Raw genomic sequence first — 14360 nt, forward strand, 5'->3', positions numbered from 1 at the left:
GCTTCAAACGCCGGCCGTCCTCGCGGACGCACGGCGGGCAGATATCGTAAACGAGCGATTATACGATACAGATCGGCGGCTCCCACGCCAGCGGCCCGCCGCGCCGGACGAGCGGCCTGGGCCACCGGCGCGGCCGATTCGCCTTAAGATGCTCGGCATGCCAATCCGCCTTGCCTCGGGCCGGGCGAGCCATGAAAGGAGACGATTCGACGATGGGTGCCCTGAGCCATATCCGCGTGCTGGACCTCACCCGCGTGCTCGCGGGCCCGTGGTGCGCGCAGACGCTTGCCGATTTCGGCGCGGACGTGATCAAGGTCGAGCGCCCCGGCGCCGGCGACGACACGCGCCACTGGGGGCCGCCGTACCTGAAGGACGCGACCGGCGCCGATACGGCCGAGGCCGCGTACTACCTCGCGGCGAACCGCAACAAGCGCTCGGTGACGGTCGACATCGCGACGCCGGAAGGCCAGCAGATCGTGCGCGAGCTCGCCGCGCAGAGCGACGTCGTGCTCGAGAACTACAAGGTCGGCCAGCTGAAGAAATACGGGCTCGATTACGAATCGCTGCGCGCGGTGAAGCCCGATCTCGTCTACTGCTCGGTCACCGGGTTCGGCCAGACGGGCCCGTACGCGCACCGCGCGGGCTACGACTTCATCGTCCAGGGGATCGGCGGCTTCATGAGCATCACCGGCGAGCGCGACAGCGAGCCGGGCGGCGGGCCGCAAAAAGCCGGCGTGGCGATCGCCGATCTCGCGACGGGCCTCTATTCGACGATCGCGGTGCTCGCCGCGCTCGCGCACCGCGATCGCACGGGCGAAGGCCAGTACATCGACATGGCGCTGCTCGACGTGCAGGTCGCGCTGCTCGCGAACATGAACACCAACTTCCTCGCGAGCGGCAAGCCGCCGGTGCGCTGGGGCAACGCGCACCCGAACATCGTGCCTTACCAGACGTTCCAGACGAGCGACGGCTGGATCATCGTCGCGGTGGGCAACGACGGGCAGTTCCGCAAGTTCGTCGAGGCCGGCGGGCGGCCCGAGCTGGCCGACGACGAACGGTTCGCGACGAATCCGTCGCGCGTGCGCCACCGCGACACGCTGGTGCCGATCCTCGCGGAGATGGTGAAGGCGCGCGGCAAGGCCGACTGGATCGCCGTGCTCGAAGCGGCCGGCGTGCCGTGCGGGCCGATCAACGAACTCGACGAGGTGTTCGACAACGAACAGGTGGTCGCGCGCGGAATGCAGGTGTCGCTGCCGCACCCGTGCGGCGCGGACGTGAAGCTCGTGCGCAATCCGATCCGGATGAGCGCGACGCCGCCCGATGCGCGCACCGCCCCGCCGCTGCTGGGCGCGCAGACGGAAGACGTGCTGCGCGACATGCTCGGCTACGACGATGTGCGGATCGCCGCGTTGAAGGCGAAGCAGGCGATTTGAGCGCGTGTGATACCTGGCCGACCGCCCACGCAAGCAGTGTCGGCCGGGTATATCGGGGGTCAGCGCTGCGCAAGCGTATCGCACCCGCCAGCGAGCAGTGCGAGCGCGGCACGCGCGGCCGGATCGACGACGATCGCACGACCGCCCGCGCCCGGGAGGCCGGTGACTGCCACCGTGTCCGTGTCGGCCGCCCCCCGGAATACCAATGTCGGAAGCGGTTCGGAGGCGATGCGATCGCGCATTTCCAACGTGCCGAGCGGCGTCGGGAACGCCGTCGCAAGCTCGGCGACGGGCACACTGCCACGCACGATCAGCGTGGTGAGCGGCGCGAGCCGGTCGGCCAGCCCAGGGGGCGCGACACACTGCCGGGAAACACGGCCGTCGAACGTGACGCGCACGGAGAACGGCGCCGCCGACTGCACGCGATGAGCGTTCACGTTCAGCGTACCGGCGGTGTAGACGAACGACATCACCTCATCCGGCTGCACACTGAGTATTTCGGTACCCGGCGCGATCGGCACGCGACTGCCGGCGCTTCCGACCATGCTTCGCCAAGCCAATACGACGAGCACGGCGACGAACACCACGCCGGCCGCGCGAGCGAGCTGGCCTGTTGCCGCGGGCGTCATGACACCTGCACCATGGTTCCGACCGGTGTCCATTCGTACAGCTGCCGCGCATCGGCCTCGTTCAGCCGCACACATCCGCGCGAGCCGAACCGGTCACTCAGTGAATTGCGAGCCAGCCGCACGACGCCGAGCGGCATCGGTCCGTGGTATTGATGAAAAGCCTTGCCATCCGCGGTGAAGAACATTGCATGATCCATCTGCACGTTATACATGCGACTGCGATAAGGGTGGTGCTTGCGGAGGATTCTGAACGTGCCCCGAACGGTCGGGTGCTCGCGGTCGCCTGTCACGCAGTCGAAGCGGAACACGCAAACGCGCCCCTCGTATGCTTCGACGCATTGCCGTGACAGATCAACCTGAATCCGTTTCGTCGCGGCTCCGTTGTTTTCTTTGGTGCGGTCGGATCGTGCGGGCTGGACTGGCATGGAGGCTTTCCGTCCGGTCGAATGGGCCGCCAGACTACCCACTACCGACTTCAAGCGATATGGGACACGTCAGAAATTCGGAGCGCTGTCCAACGGCAGGGCGAGTCCGCTGCCGCGCACGCCTACCACGATGAGCCCGGATGGCGCGACACGCTACGGGGGACTGTCGACGCGCGTGGCTCCGCCGTTGCTGTGCCACGACAACGAACGGATCGCGGCGTTGAAGGCGAAGCAGACGATCTGAAGGTCCTGCGGTCCGCCCACCCTGCGCGCCACGGTCAACCTGCGACCGCCAGCGCGTCGAGCCAGCCGCGCCCCTGCGGCCAGTCGCCGAGCCCGCTGTCCGCGTTGATGTGGCCGCGCGGGCCGAGGTCATGAAACGCGCTGCCCCACGCGTGCGCGCAGCCGCGCGCGAACGCGAGCGAGCCGTACGGATCGTCGCTGCTCGCAACCACGCAGGTCGGAAACGGCAGCCGCTCGTGCGGCACCGGCCCGAAACCGTGCGCATCGGCCGGAAACGCCGGCCCGGCCGGATCGGGCAGAGCGACGAGCAGCGCGCCGCGCACTTTCTCGAGCGCGGCCGGCCGCGCGTAACGGGTCGCCCACCACGCGGTGGTCAGCGTGCCGAGGCTGTGCGCGGCGATCGTCACGGGGCCCGGCGCGGCTTCGACCGCACGATCGAGCGCGAGACACCAGCCGTTGCGGAACGCACGGTCCCAGTCGGGCATCGCGATGCGTACGAAACGCGCGTCGGCGCGCTCCCAGCGGCTTTGCCAGTGGAACGGGCCGGAGTTACCGTAGCCCGGCAGCACGAAAACGAGAGAATCGCTCATGGAAGGTTCGTCGACGCATGAAGTCGTTTTATGTAACGTCGACGAAGTGTCGCACACCCGCTCCTCCCTGATGCTGCCTGTCGAATCGCGGAATGGATGTGCGGTGTATGAATCGGTCGCGCTGCGCACGCGACCGGCCGGCGCTCACGCGCGCCGGCTTCGGTCAGCGCACGCCGGCGCCGACGAGGCCGCCTGCCGCGGCGCCGGCGACCGTGCCGACCGGGCCGCCCGTGATCAGGTAGCCGAGCGCGCCGCCCGCTGCCGCGCCGATCCCGGCGTTACGCTGCGTGTGCGTCATCGCGCATGCGCCGAGCTGCGACAGGGCCGCGACGATTACCGCGGTACGAACGAGAAAAGTGGTCTTCTTCATCATGATTGTTGGCTTCCTCCCGCCCCGCAAAAACTGCGAATGGCGGCATTGATTCGGTGAAGCCATCATAGGAAAAGCCGAATGCGGGGGGCAATCCGATTTACGTCGTGTTACAGCCGACACACTATCGAGATATTGCGATCGGCAGCGCGAACCGCCCTGTCGACGCCGCAACCCGCGCGGGACGGACCCCGGTCAGGTAGAATTACGGGATTAAACCGGCGCGACGCGCCGACACAACCTGACGCCAACCGCATGAGCACCGAACGCAACGACGCCCCCGCGGCTTCCAATTTCATCCGCAACATCATCGACGACGACAACCGCACCGGCAAATGGAGCGGCCGCGTCGAGACGCGCTTTCCGCCCGAGCCGAACGGCTATCTGCACATCGGCCATGCCAAGAGCATCTGCCTGAACTTCAGCGTCGCGCGCGACTACGGCGGCGTGTGCCACCTGCGCTTCGACGACACGAACCCGGAAAAGGAAAGCGTCGAATACGTCGACTCGATCGTCGACGCCGTGCGCTGGCTCGGCTTCGACTGGCGCAAGGACGCGGTCGATCACCAGTATTTCGCGAGCGACTACTACGACAAGCTGTACGAATTCGCCGAGCTGCTGATCCAGCGCGGCAAGGCGTACGTCGACAGCCAGAGCGCCGAGGAAATGCGCGCGAACCGCGGCTCGCTGACCGAAGGCGGCAAGCCGTCGCCGTTCCGCGACCGCTCGCCCGAGGAAAACCTCGACCTGTTCCGCCGGATGAAGGCCGGCGAGTTCAAGGAAGGCGAGCACGTGCTGCGCGCGAAGATCGACATGGCGTCGCCGAACATGAACATGCGCGACCCGGTGATCTACCGGATCCGCTACGCGCATCACTACCGTACCGGCGACGCATGGTGCGTGTATCCGATGTACGACTACACGCACTGCATCTCGGATGCGCTCGAAGGCATCACGCATTCGCTGTGCACGCTCGAATTCGAGGATCACCGCCCGCTGTACGACTGGGTGCTGAACGAACTCGCGGAAGCCGGCGTGTTCACGCGCCCGCTGCCGCAACAGATCGAATTCTCGCGCCTGAACCTCACGTACGCGATCACCAGCAAGCGCAAGCTGCTGCAGCTCGTCACCGAAGGTCACGTCGAAGGCTGGGACGACCCGCGCATGCCGACGATCGTCGGCATCCGCCGCCGCGGCTTCACGCCGGAGAGCATCCACCTGTTCTGCGAGCGGATCGGCGTGACGAAGGTCGATTCGTGGATCGACATGAGCGTGTTCGAAGGCGCGCTGCGCGACGACCTCGACGACAAGGCACCGCGCTCGGTCGCCGTGCTCGATCCGCTGAAGCTCGTGATCGACAACTATCCGGAAGGCCAGGAAGAAGCGTGCACGGCGCCCGTGCACCCGCACCACCCCGACCGCGGCGTGCGCACCTTCCCGATCTCGCGCGAGCTGTGGATCGAGCGCGAGGACTTCGTCGAGAACCCGCCGAAGGGCTATTTCCGCCTGTTCCCGGGCAACAAGGTGCGCCTGCGCTACGGCTACGTGATCGAATGCACGGGCTTCGACAAGGACGCCGACGGCAACGTGACGGCCGTGCACTGCAACTACTTCCCGGACAGCAAGTCGGGCACCGAAGGCGCGAACAACTACAAGGTCAAGGGCAACATCCACTGGGTCAGCGCGAAGCACGCGCAGGCGGCCGAAGTGCGGATCTACGACCGGCTGTTCAAGGCGCCGCACCCGGACGCGGGCGGCGCGAACTTCCTCGAGGCGCTGAACCCGGACTCGAAGAAGGTCACGCAGGCCTACGTCGAGCCGGGCGCCGGCGACGTCGCGCCGGAAACGCGCCTGCAGTTCGAGCGTCACGGCTATTTCGTCGCCGACCGCGTCGATTCGAAGCCGGGCAAGCCGGTGTTCAACCGGATCGTCGGGCTGCGCGACAGCTGGGGCAAGCCGGCCTGACGGCCTGCTCCGCGCGCGGCGCGGCGGCCTCGCACCGCCCGCCGCAGGATGAAAAAAACGGCCTTCGGGCCGTTTTTTATTGCGTGCGCGCAAGCGCGGCTGCGCCGGCCGCCGCGCTTACGCGCTCGCCAACCGCCGGTGCAGATCCGCGAGCGACAGCGTCGTGCGAAACAGCCGCGCGAGGCTGCGGCTTGCATACGCGTCGACGTCGCCGGGCGCGGTCCAGCGATACGCGTCCATCTCGGGAATCAGCGAGCCGTCGCGACGGCTCGGGAACAGCGACGTGCACGTGCAGCGCGCGGGATCGATCTCGTCGTCCGCGACCTGCACCGCGAACAGGTGCAAGTCCTTGTCGTGACGGTAGGCGAAGCGGCCGAGATCGAGCAGTCGCGCCGGCGCGAACTCGATGCCGGTTTCCTCGCGCAGCTCCCGCAGCGCCGCGTCGACCGGCGATTCGCCGGGCTCGCCCTGCCCCTTCGGGATGTCCCAGTGCGTGGTGTCCGTCGCGTGCGCGAGGAATACGCGGCCGGCCCCGTCGAGAATCACGACGCCGCACGACACCGTGCGCGACGCACCGCTGCGCTTCATTGCACGCGCGCTCAGCGCTTCTGCAGCTGCCACTTGCCCGTGGCGGTCTTGCAATAGACGGGCTTGAGCGTCAGCGTCTGGCCCTTCGCGGAAATGTCGGTGGCGATCTCGCGGCACGTCTTGCCGTCGTTCTCGGACGTCGACGGCGTGAGCTTCGCATCGATCTGCGTGCCGCGGCCGCTGCTCTGCCAGGTCGTGGTCTCGCCGTCCTTGCCTTCGTCGCGCACCTGCGCCACGGCCTTGGCCAGCGACGCACGGTCGGTCTTGCTGAAGTAGGCGAGCGGCGTGTCGTTCAGGAAGCCCAGGTTGCTCTGTGCGTAGGCAGGCAGCATCGCGGCTGCGCACGCGGCGCCGGCCAGCACGCGCGTGACGACGGAAAGGGATGCACGCATCGACATGTGTTGTTCTCCTTGGATGTTCGATCGAACGGCATGGCGCGCGGCCGGCACTCCGGCGGCCGGCGAACCGGCACGCGCCACGCCCGTCAGCCAGCGAGCATAGCATGCGTGCCGCCAGGAACGTCGTCTAGCGGGCCGCCGACGCGGCTGCCGGTTGATATCCGTCGGTCAGCGTGTTCAGGAACGCGATCACGTCCTTGATCTCGGCCGCGTTCAGCGCGGGCGCGTCGCCGCGCTTGCGGTCGAACGGCGGCTCGCGGTTGATGTTCGGCCAGTAGCGCTTCGGCAGGTCGTCGTAGACCTGCACCTTGCCGTGCACGACCGGATAGAACTTCTCCGGATGGATGTCACGCTCGGCGTAGAAGCGCATCACGTCCTCGAGCGAGTGGTACACGCCGTTGTGGAAGAACGTCTTGCGCAGCGCGACGTTGCGCAGCGACGGCGTGCGGAACAAGCCGCAGAATTCGTCGCGGCCCTTCAGGTCGGTGCGCTCGGGGCCGCACGCGCCGAGGTCGTAAAAGCGCGGATCGCGATTGACCGGCAGCGCGCGGTTGCGCGGCACCGCGATCGCGATCAGGCCGAAATCGCTGAACTGCGGCGGGCCGCCTTCGAGCGTGCGCTGGCTCACGTGGCAGCTCGCGCAGTTGCCCTTCTTCTCGTCGTTGAACAGCTGCAGCCCGCGCAGCTCCGCGGGCGTCAGCTGCGCGTGGCCGGCCAGATAGGCGTCGTACTTGCTCGTGTACGGATCGAACAGCGCCGGCTGCTGCTGGAATGCGTCGAGCGCGCGCAGCACCGCACCGAACGTCGCCTGGTCGTCGCCGAGAACCTGATCGCCGAACGCCTTGCGGAACGCGTCGGCATACGGCGCGGCGCGAACCGCCTTCGCAACCCGCGCCGGCGAACTGCTCATCTCGAAGGGCGAGGTGAGCGGAATGCGCGCCTGCGCATCGCGCGTATCGACGCGGCCATCCCAGGTCAGCCCGCCGGTCGGGCCCGCATCGATGCTTTCGTCGCCTTCGTCCGGCGAATCGTGGAAGTGCTCGCTGAACGGCGGAATGCCGCGCAGGTACTTCAGCGACGGCACCGCACGAAAGCCCGTGCTGTGCATGTCGTCGCCGCCGAGTTGCACCGACAGCGCGTTCGGCGGCCCGAACGCATGCTCGGCGCTATGGCACGACGCGCACGCGAGCTTGCCGGACCCCGACAGCGACGGATCGAAGAACAACTGCTTGCCGAGCGCCGTCATCTGCTTCACGCCCTCGAACACCTGCGCGCGCGTCTGCGGCTGGCTGGCCGGCGCGACCGCCGGAGCGGCCGGTGCGGCCTGTGCCGCCGGCACGATGGCGGCGGCCGATGCATCGGCACCGGGGCGCGCATCGCAACCGGCGAGCGCCGCGAGACCGCCGACCAGCGCCAGCGCCGCCGCGGCAGGGATCAGCGATCGCGCGGACGCGAAGGATTTCAGAAGGCTGTGCATCGTCGTTCTTCTTGTAGCGGTGGGCAATCGGCCGGAGCTTATGTCAGTTCCGTGACCGCCGCATGACGTTCGACCGACAGTCATTTGAAAGCGCCCCTACACCCGGCTGTCAAATCGGTTCCAGATAATGCGCGCAGCCGGCAGGTGTCCGAAGGTTCCCGCGCCGGCCCGACACCACCGCGATTCCCACACGCGACACACGACGAAAGAGAGAACATCGCATGAAGAAGCACGCCTGGATTCGTTACACGCCGATCGCGCTCGCGGCCGCGCTCAGCCTGACCGCCTGCGGCGGCGACGATGTCACGCAGCAAGGCCTGTCGGCCGTCAAGAACGTCGTCGTGATCTACGCGGAAAACCGCAGCTTCGACAACCTGTACGGCAACTTCCCGGGCGCGAACGGCCTGCAGAACGCGACGGCGGCGAACTCGGTGCAGAAGGATCGCGACGGCTCGACGATGGCGACGCTGCCGAAGATCTGGGGCGGCCTGACCGCGACCGGCATCACGCCGGCGGTCACCGAGGCGATGACGGCGAACCTGCCGAACGCGCCGTTCGCGATCGACGATCCGAAGGGCTTCAACCAGTCGATGAGCATCGCGACGCGCGACATCGTGCACCGCTTCTACCAGGACCAGATGCAGATCAACGGCGGCAAGAACGACATGTACGCCGCATGGACCGATGCGGGCGGCCTGACGATGGGCCACTACACGCCGGATCCGTCGAAGCTGCCGCTGTGGAAGATCGCGCAGCAGTACGTGCTCGCCGACAACTTCTTCATGGGCGCGTTCGGCGGCTCGTTCCTGAACCACCAGTACCTGATCTGCGCGTGCGCGCCGTTCTACGCGAACGCGAACACGAGCCCCGCGGCCGGCAAGATCGCCGTGTTGAACGCGGACGGCAAGTCGCTGAAGGTTGCGACGAACTCGCCCGCGTCCGCGCTCAGCGGCCCGCCGAAGTTCGTCAACGACGGCGCGATCACGCCCGACTTCTTCGCGGTCAACACGATGCAGCCGCCGTATCAGCCGAGCGGCAACAAGGCAGCCACGGGCGGCGATCCGCTGCTCGCCGATCCGGCCAATCCGTCGACGATGCCGCCGCAGACCGCGACCAACATCGGCGACCTGATGACCAACGCGGGCGTGTCGTGGGCATGGTACGGCGGCGCGTGGGGCCAGGCGCTGCAGGCAAGCCAGAACGGCACGTCGAACGTGATCTACGGCGCCGACCTGTCGACGCCGAACTTCCAGCCGCACCACCAGCCGTTCAACTACTTCGCGAACCAGGCGCCGGGCACCGCGAACCGCGCGCAGCACCTGCTCGACGGCGGCGCGAACGGCGCCGAGTTCATCAAGGCGATCGACGCGGGCACGCTGCCGCAGGTCACGTTCTACAAGCCGCAAGGCAACCTGAACGAGCACCCTGGCTACACGGACGTCACCTCCGGCGACCAGCACATCGCCGACGTGATCGCGCACCTGCAGGCAAGCCCGCAGTGGAAGAACATGGTCGTCGTCGTCACGTACGACGAGAACGGCGGCTTCTGGGATCATGCCGCGCCGCCGACCGCCGATCGCTGGGGTCCGGGCACGCGGATTCCGGCGCTGATCGTGTCGCCGTACGCGAAGAAGGGTTTCGTGGACCACACGCAGTACGACACGGGTTCGATCCTGCGTCTCATCACGCGCCGCTTCTCGCTGCCGCGCCTGCCGGGCCTGCAGCAGCGCGACGACGCGCTGAAGGCGAACGGCGCGCAGCCGATGGGCGACCTGACGAACGCGCTCACGCTGTCGCCGAACCTGTAACGGCATCACCGCGAACGGGCCGGCCGCGCGGCCGGCCCGGACGAACGAAGGGCAACCCGCGGCGACCTGCACCCCAAAAGCCGGATGCGAATCCAGCCTTTGGGGTGTTTTTCATGCGCGCGCGTTGCCGCGCGGCCGCGTCACCAGCCGTACTTCAGCTCGACGCCGACGTAGTCCGCGTTGTGTCCGCCCGCCTGCCGGATCGCGTCGCCGACCTGGAAGTGCACGGCCTCGACGGCGCCGATCAGGTTCGCGGCAATCGTCCAGTCCGCGCGCAGCTGCACGTACATCCCCGTCCAGCGGCCGCCCTTGCCTGCCGTGCCGGGCACCGGAATGTTCGGCTGCTGATAGACGGCGTCGCCGGTCGTCTCGCGCCACTGGAAACCCAGCGCGCCCAGCAGCGACAGGTTCGCCGACGGCTTCAGCGTCACGGACGGCTTCACGTGGATCAGGTTCGCATAGCTCGTGTAGCCGGCCAGCGTGAAGTAATAGCCGTTCGGAAACAGCGGATTGAAGGTGCCGACGCGGCCGTCGTGCGGATGCCGGTCGCCCGAGGCCGCATCGATCTGCAACGCGACGCGCGGCGACCACGGCGCATCGAGCTTGTAGCCCGCGATCGAGCCGACGGCCCACGCACCGATCGTGTCGTTGCCGACCGTCCCGGTCTGCAGCATCGTCTCGAGATCCCAGTCGAAACGGCCCTGCGTGCCCGTGTAGCGAACGTCCCACACATCGCGATGCTCGGCGCCGCTCGCATCGAGGAAACGCGCGTTGCGGCGGTTGTAGCGCGACCAGTAGCCGGACAGGTCGCCCGGCCCGACCGACTGCCGCTCGAAGCGCACGCCGCTGAAGGTGAGACCGCGATTGGACACGTCGTCGAAATCGGACGCGTTGCGGTTCTGCACCGGTTGCGTCGCGTAGCCGATGAAGCGCCATTTCCCGTATTCGTAATCGGCCCAGACCGCATCGAACGCCTGCCGCACGTTCGGGCCGTCGCGCGTGGCGATGAAGCGCTGCAGGTCGAACGCCATCTCCTGCCGGCCGACGCGGAACTTGAACGTGCCGCCGCCGAGCGCGCCCGTGTAGGTCGCGAACGCCTGTTCGAGATCGAGCGGGTTCTTGTCGACGGGCGACACCGTGTTCTTGCCGAACGCGCGCGCGTCCTGCAACTGCGCGAAGAACTGCCAGTGCTGGCCGAGATGCGCATCGGCATGCACTTCGACGCGCTGGATCAGGTACGTGTCCGATTGCGCGGAGCCGATTCCGAACAGCGGCGCGTCGTTGGTCTCCAGCCGCTCGCGCAGGTTCACGCCGAGCGATAGATAGGAGGCCGGATCGTTGCCGAGCGGAATGTATTTCAGCCCGTCGAGCGGCGCGCGCGGCACGCACGGATTCGCGAGCACCGACCAGTCCTCCTGCCAGCGGTTGAACAGCACCGTCGGGCGTTTGGTCGTGCACGTCGATGCGGCGGTGGCCGTCTGGGTCGCTGCCGGCGTCGAGGCCGAAACCGACGACGCAGCCGAAGGCTGCGCCGGTCCTTGCGTCGATGTCGATGTCGTTTCAGCCGCCGTTTCCGCGACCGCCGCGTCGGCGCCCGCGCACAACAGCGCCGCGACGACCGACAGGCGCGCGGCCCGTTCGAAGCCGCGGGCGTCGCGTCTGCGCTGCCCCCGCGCGATCATGCGCGCTCCTGCGCGGCGGGTGCGGCCGCTTGCGCCGCACACAGTGCAAGCGTCGCGAGCGCGCCGACCGGTGCGAGCAGCGCCAGGAATCCGACGTAGCGGAACCCGAGCGCACCGCACGCCGCGCCGAGCGCGAACGCGACGATCGCCGGCAGCATCTTGCCGAAGCGCGCCCGCGCCGCCGCGCGTGCGGCGTCGGCCGTGCCGGCCGACAGCAGGTCGACGACGTCGAGGATCGCCTGCGTCACGTTGCCCGTCATCACCGTGTTCGGCACGCCGCCCGCGCGCGAAATCACGCGCGGATGCGCGTTCTGCACGCCCATCGCGAACGTGCCGACGATGCCGGCCACGAGCGCCGGCAGGCTGTCGGGCTGCGTGACGGGCGTCGCCCACACGCCGGCCGCGCAGAAGCCGAGCAGCAGCACGGCCTGCACCGCGTGCAGCGCGCGCGTGCCCTGCCAGGCGGGCCGCCCGGACATCGACCGCGCGATCAGGCTCGCCGCGATCACGCCGCACACGAACGCGGGAAACACGCTGAGCTTCAGCACGACACCCTGGCCGAAGCCCGCGATGCCCGCGCCGATCAGCACGAAGTTGCCCGTCACGTGTGCGGTGAACAGCCCGAACAGCGCGACGAAGCTCAGCGTGTCGACGAAGCCGGCCACCGCGGCAAGGATCGTGTCTTCGTGCTTCATCGCGCTGCGCTCGCGTGGATTTCGGCGACGTAGCCGCCCGGGAACTGCACGAGTGCCGCGTCGCGGCCGTCCGCGCTGTACGGCGGCACGAGCACGGTCACACCCGCCGCCTTGGCCTTCTCCAGCGTGGCGGCCAGGTCCGGCACGTCGTAGCCCGTCATCTCGCGCCCGTACGGGTACGGCAGGTGGCCGTCCGTCACGAGCACGGTCATCTTGCCGAAGCCCGATTCGATGCGAATCCGGCGATACGTGTCGTTCGGCCGGCCGATCTCGATGCCCGGCGCCTTCAGGTTGTCGGACACCACCTTGCCTTTCGAGAACTTGACGAAATCGTGCACGAACTTGCGTACGCTTTGCGGCGACACGTAGACCCGGTTCTCGGGGATGGTCTGCAACGCGTCGTAGTGCGGCGCCTGGGTGTGCCAGTAGAGCTGCATGTTCACGCCGCCCGTCCACGTAATGACCGCATCGCGGCCGATCGGATCGGGGAACGTGTCGACGATCACGTCGGCGCCGTGCTCGCGCGCCGACTTCACCGCGACGTCCATGTCGGTGACGAGATAGCCGGTGCGCTCCGCGCAGAACGGATACGGGACCGGCGTCTTGAAGCCGAACACCGAGATCGTGCCGACCGGCGTCAGCACGAGTTGCGACATCGTCTGGCTCGGCGTCGGCGTGACCTGGAACACGCCCTGCTTCGATTTCTTGCCGCCGAACGTCGCGACGAAACTGTCGGTGAAGCGGTCGAAGTCTTCCGGCGCGACGCACACGTGCGTGGTGTCGTACTGCGGACCGACGGCCACCGTCGGCGCGACTGCGGGCGGCACCGGCGGTTTCGCGAACACGCCACCGGGCGCGGCGACGAGGCCGGTGGCAAGCGCAAGCGCCAGCAACATGGAACGAAGGGTTCTCATAACGGATATCCTTGTTGTTTCATCAAATGGTGCAACGGCCCGGGAAACCCCGGTCACGCGCGGCCGTCGCCGGCCGGTTGCCGCGCATCGTCGAGCACGGTCGCGAGCACAAGTGCCGCGATCAGCCCAAGATGCTCGAAAAAGCTGTTGAGCGCCATGAAATGTTCGGCGCCCGAGCGGTTCCAGAAATCGTTCGCCACGACCATCGCGACGAGCGTCAGCATGCCGAGGCTCCCGGCGCCGAGCCACGTGAAGCGGCGAAACACCACGCACAGCGAGCCGGCGATCTCGACCACGATCGCCAGCGCCGCCCACAACGCGGCCGGATGCAGGCCGAAATGCGCCTGCTCCGCGACCGCGCCGTCGAAGTCGAGCGCCTTCGCGACGCCGCCGAGCAGAAAGGCGGACACCAGCGCGAGACGCGCGAGCGGCAGGACCCACGGCTGCGACAGTAGCGCGCGGATCCACGCCGGGCTGCCATAGATGGTACGCGTCGTCATGTCAGATCGCCCAGCACGAACAGCCGAACGCACCCCAGAAGCCCTTCGCGTCCGACGTCGGCAATGCGCTGCCCCACGCGCTTGCATGCGCATGCTGGTGCACGTTGCACGCGTTCGCGCAGCCGCACATCGCCGCGGCCGCCGCCCGTTGCAGCGGTGCGCCCTCTCGCTGCGTCGCACCCCAGCCGCCGTAGCCGCCGTACTCGCGCACCGGCGACCAGTCCGGCATCGCGGGCGGGATCGGCGCGTCGTGCGACGCGAACGGCCCCGCGCCCCAGACGATCCGGCCTCCAACCACCGTCAGCAACGCAGTCGTGTCGACGATATCGTCCTCCGCGCAGGTGAAGAAATCACGATCCGGGACCACCACGTCGGCGAGTTGCCCGACCGCGATGCGCCCTTTCCTGCCCACCTCGTTCGAGAACCACGTCACGTACTCGGTCCACATCCGCAGCGCGGTTTCGCGGTCGAGCAGGTTTCGCTGAGGATACATGCGCAGCCCGCCAATCGTCTTGCCCGTCACGAGCCACGCGAGCGATACCCACGGGTTGTACGACGCCACGCGCGTCGCGTCGGTGCCGGCCGACACCTTGAGGCCCTTCGACAGCATCTTCGCGACGGGCGGCGTCGCTTCGGCCGCCTG

Annotated in this window: 15 protein-coding genes; 3 read left to right on the forward strand and 12 right to left on the reverse strand. The window is 68.1% G+C overall.

The features are described 5' to 3' along the window. Positions 1-212 precede the first annotated feature (212 nt). Positions 213-1433, forward strand: coding sequence for a CaiB/BaiF CoA-transferase family protein (locus tag DIE12_RS30050; RefSeq protein ID WP_124523014.1), 1221 nt, complete (start codon positions 213-215; stop codon positions 1431-1433). Between the two features lie 59 nt (positions 1434-1492). Here the strand turns inward: DIE12_RS30050 and DIE12_RS30055 are convergent, their stop codons facing one another. The 4 genes from DIE12_RS30055 to DIE12_RS30070 all read right to left on the reverse strand — a co-directional run bounded on the left by DIE12_RS30055 (position 1493) and on the right by DIE12_RS30070 (position 3693). After that, positions 1493-2062 carry a hypothetical protein gene (locus tag DIE12_RS30055; protein ID WP_260426223.1) on the reverse strand — a complete coding sequence of 190 codons (570 nt, stop codon included), beginning with the start codon at positions 2060-2062 and terminating at the stop codon, positions 1493-1495. Next, on the reverse strand, positions 2059-2487 hold the full coding sequence (locus DIE12_RS30060) for a L,D-transpeptidase (RefSeq protein ID WP_124523013.1): 429 nt from the start codon (positions 2485-2487) through the stop codon (positions 2059-2061). Before DIE12_RS30060 ends, DIE12_RS30055 begins: the two co-directional genes overlap by 4 nt. A gap of 278 nt (positions 2488-2765) precedes the next feature. Next, the gene (locus tag DIE12_RS30065; protein ID WP_124523012.1) at positions 2766-3320 is read right to left on the reverse strand and encodes an alpha/beta hydrolase; all 555 of its coding nucleotides are present in this window, start codon (positions 3318-3320) and stop codon (positions 2766-2768) included. A 163-nt stretch (positions 3321-3483) separates the two neighbouring features. After that, positions 3484-3693, reverse strand: a complete 210-nt coding sequence (locus DIE12_RS30070) for an ornithine acetyltransferase (RefSeq protein ID WP_006497729.1) — start codon at positions 3691-3693, stop codon at positions 3484-3486. A gap of 252 nt (positions 3694-3945) precedes the next feature. On the opposite strand from DIE12_RS30070, the gene DIE12_RS30075 reads away from it, so the two are divergent. Beyond that, positions 3946-5655 carry a glutamine--tRNA ligase/YqeY domain fusion protein gene (locus DIE12_RS30075; RefSeq protein WP_044846114.1) on the forward strand — a complete coding sequence of 570 codons (1710 nt, stop codon included), beginning with the start codon at positions 3946-3948 and terminating at the stop codon, positions 5653-5655. 117 nt (positions 5656-5772) lie between these two features. On the opposite strand, the gene DIE12_RS30080 is transcribed toward DIE12_RS30075, so the two are convergent. The 3 genes from DIE12_RS30080 to DIE12_RS30090 all read right to left on the reverse strand — a co-directional run bounded on the left by DIE12_RS30080 (position 5773) and on the right by DIE12_RS30090 (position 8118). Continuing rightward, positions 5773-6243, reverse strand: coding sequence for an NUDIX hydrolase (locus tag DIE12_RS30080; RefSeq protein WP_044846139.1), 471 nt, complete (start codon positions 6241-6243; stop codon positions 5773-5775). An 11-nt stretch (positions 6244-6254) separates the two neighbouring features. Then, positions 6255-6641 carry a hypothetical protein gene (locus tag DIE12_RS30085; protein ID WP_044846115.1) on the reverse strand — a complete coding sequence of 129 codons (387 nt, stop codon included), beginning with the start codon at positions 6639-6641 and terminating at the stop codon, positions 6255-6257. Between the two features lie 127 nt (positions 6642-6768). After that, complete coding sequence (locus tag DIE12_RS30090; protein WP_124523011.1) at positions 6769-8118, reverse strand: cytochrome-c peroxidase; 1350 nt, start codon at positions 8116-8118, stop codon at positions 6769-6771. Between the two features lie 221 nt (positions 8119-8339). Between DIE12_RS30090 and DIE12_RS30095 the strand changes: the two genes are divergently transcribed. Beyond that, positions 8340-9926, forward strand: coding sequence for an acid phosphatase (locus DIE12_RS30095; protein WP_185500317.1), 1587 nt, complete (start codon positions 8340-8342; stop codon positions 9924-9926). 140 nt (positions 9927-10066) lie between these two features. On the opposite strand, the gene DIE12_RS30100 is transcribed toward DIE12_RS30095, so the two are convergent. The 5 genes from DIE12_RS30100 to DIE12_RS30120 all read right to left on the reverse strand — a co-directional run. Continuing rightward, positions 10067-11608, reverse strand: a complete 1542-nt coding sequence (locus tag DIE12_RS30100) for an alginate export family protein (RefSeq protein WP_124488934.1) — start codon at positions 11606-11608, stop codon at positions 10067-10069. After that, positions 11605-12303, reverse strand: a complete 699-nt coding sequence (locus DIE12_RS30105) for a YoaK family protein (RefSeq protein WP_044846118.1) — start codon at positions 12301-12303, stop codon at positions 11605-11607. Before DIE12_RS30105 ends, DIE12_RS30100 begins: the two co-directional genes overlap by 4 nt. Then, the gene (locus DIE12_RS30110) at positions 12300-13217 is read right to left on the reverse strand and encodes a VOC family protein (protein ID WP_124523008.1); all 918 of its coding nucleotides are present in this window, start codon (positions 13215-13217) and stop codon (positions 12300-12302) included. The genes DIE12_RS30105 and DIE12_RS30110 overlap by 4 nt, the downstream gene beginning before the upstream one ends. Before the next feature lie 53 nt (positions 13218-13270). After that, positions 13271-13717, reverse strand: a complete 447-nt coding sequence (locus DIE12_RS30115; protein ID WP_124488932.1) for a DoxX family protein — start codon at positions 13715-13717, stop codon at positions 13271-13273. Between the two features lies 1 nt (position 13718). Then, a partial coding sequence (locus DIE12_RS30120) for an amidohydrolase family protein (protein ID WP_148092723.1) occupies positions 13719-14360 on the reverse strand: 642 nt, incomplete at its 5' end.

It is taken from the genome of Burkholderia sp. Bp9015, from assembly GCF_003853505.1.
In the GTDB taxonomy this organism is placed as follows: Bacteria; Pseudomonadota; Gammaproteobacteria; order Burkholderiales; family Burkholderiaceae; genus Burkholderia.

Excerpts from the sequence above, each read along its gene's own strand:
- DIE12_RS30055 (WP_260426223.1), bottom strand. The coding sequence starts at position 2,062 with ATGACGCCCGCGGCAACAGGCCAGCTCGCTCGCGCGGCCGGCGTGGTG.
- DIE12_RS30070 (WP_006497729.1), bottom strand. The coding sequence starts at position 3,693 with ATGATGAAGAAGACCACTTTTCTCGTTCGTACCGCGGTAATCGTCGCG.
- DIE12_RS30105 (WP_044846118.1), bottom strand. The coding sequence starts at position 12,303 with ATGAAGCACGAAGACACGATCCTTGCCGCGGTGGCCGGCTTCGTCGAC.
- DIE12_RS30100 (WP_124488934.1), bottom strand. The coding sequence starts at position 11,608 with ATGATCGCGCGGGGGCAGCGCAGACGCGACGCCCGCGGCTTCGAACGG.
- DIE12_RS30085 (WP_044846115.1), bottom strand. The coding sequence starts at position 6,641 with ATGTCGATGCGTGCATCCCTTTCCGTCGTCACGCGCGTGCTGGCCGGC.
- DIE12_RS30060 (WP_124523013.1), bottom strand. The coding sequence starts at position 2,487 with ATGCCAGTCCAGCCCGCACGATCCGACCGCACCAAAGAAAACAACGGA.
- DIE12_RS30110 (WP_124523008.1), bottom strand. The coding sequence starts at position 13,217 with ATGAGAACCCTTCGTTCCATGTTGCTGGCGCTTGCGCTTGCCACCGGC.
- DIE12_RS30075 (WP_044846114.1), top strand. The coding sequence starts at position 3,946 with ATGAGCACCGAACGCAACGACGCCCCCGCGGCTTCCAATTTCATCCGC.
- DIE12_RS30080 (WP_044846139.1), bottom strand. The coding sequence starts at position 6,243 with ATGAAGCGCAGCGGTGCGTCGCGCACGGTGTCGTGCGGCGTCGTGATT.
- DIE12_RS30090 (WP_124523011.1), bottom strand. The coding sequence starts at position 8,118 with ATGCACAGCCTTCTGAAATCCTTCGCGTCCGCGCGATCGCTGATCCCT.
- DIE12_RS30050 (WP_124523014.1), top strand. The coding sequence starts at position 213 with ATGGGTGCCCTGAGCCATATCCGCGTGCTGGACCTCACCCGCGTGCTC.
- DIE12_RS30115 (WP_124488932.1), bottom strand. The coding sequence starts at position 13,717 with ATGACGACGCGTACCATCTATGGCAGCCCGGCGTGGATCCGCGCGCTA.
- DIE12_RS30065 (WP_124523012.1), bottom strand. The coding sequence starts at position 3,320 with ATGAGCGATTCTCTCGTTTTCGTGCTGCCGGGCTACGGTAACTCCGGC.
- DIE12_RS30095 (WP_185500317.1), top strand. The coding sequence starts at position 8,340 with ATGAAGAAGCACGCCTGGATTCGTTACACGCCGATCGCGCTCGCGGCC.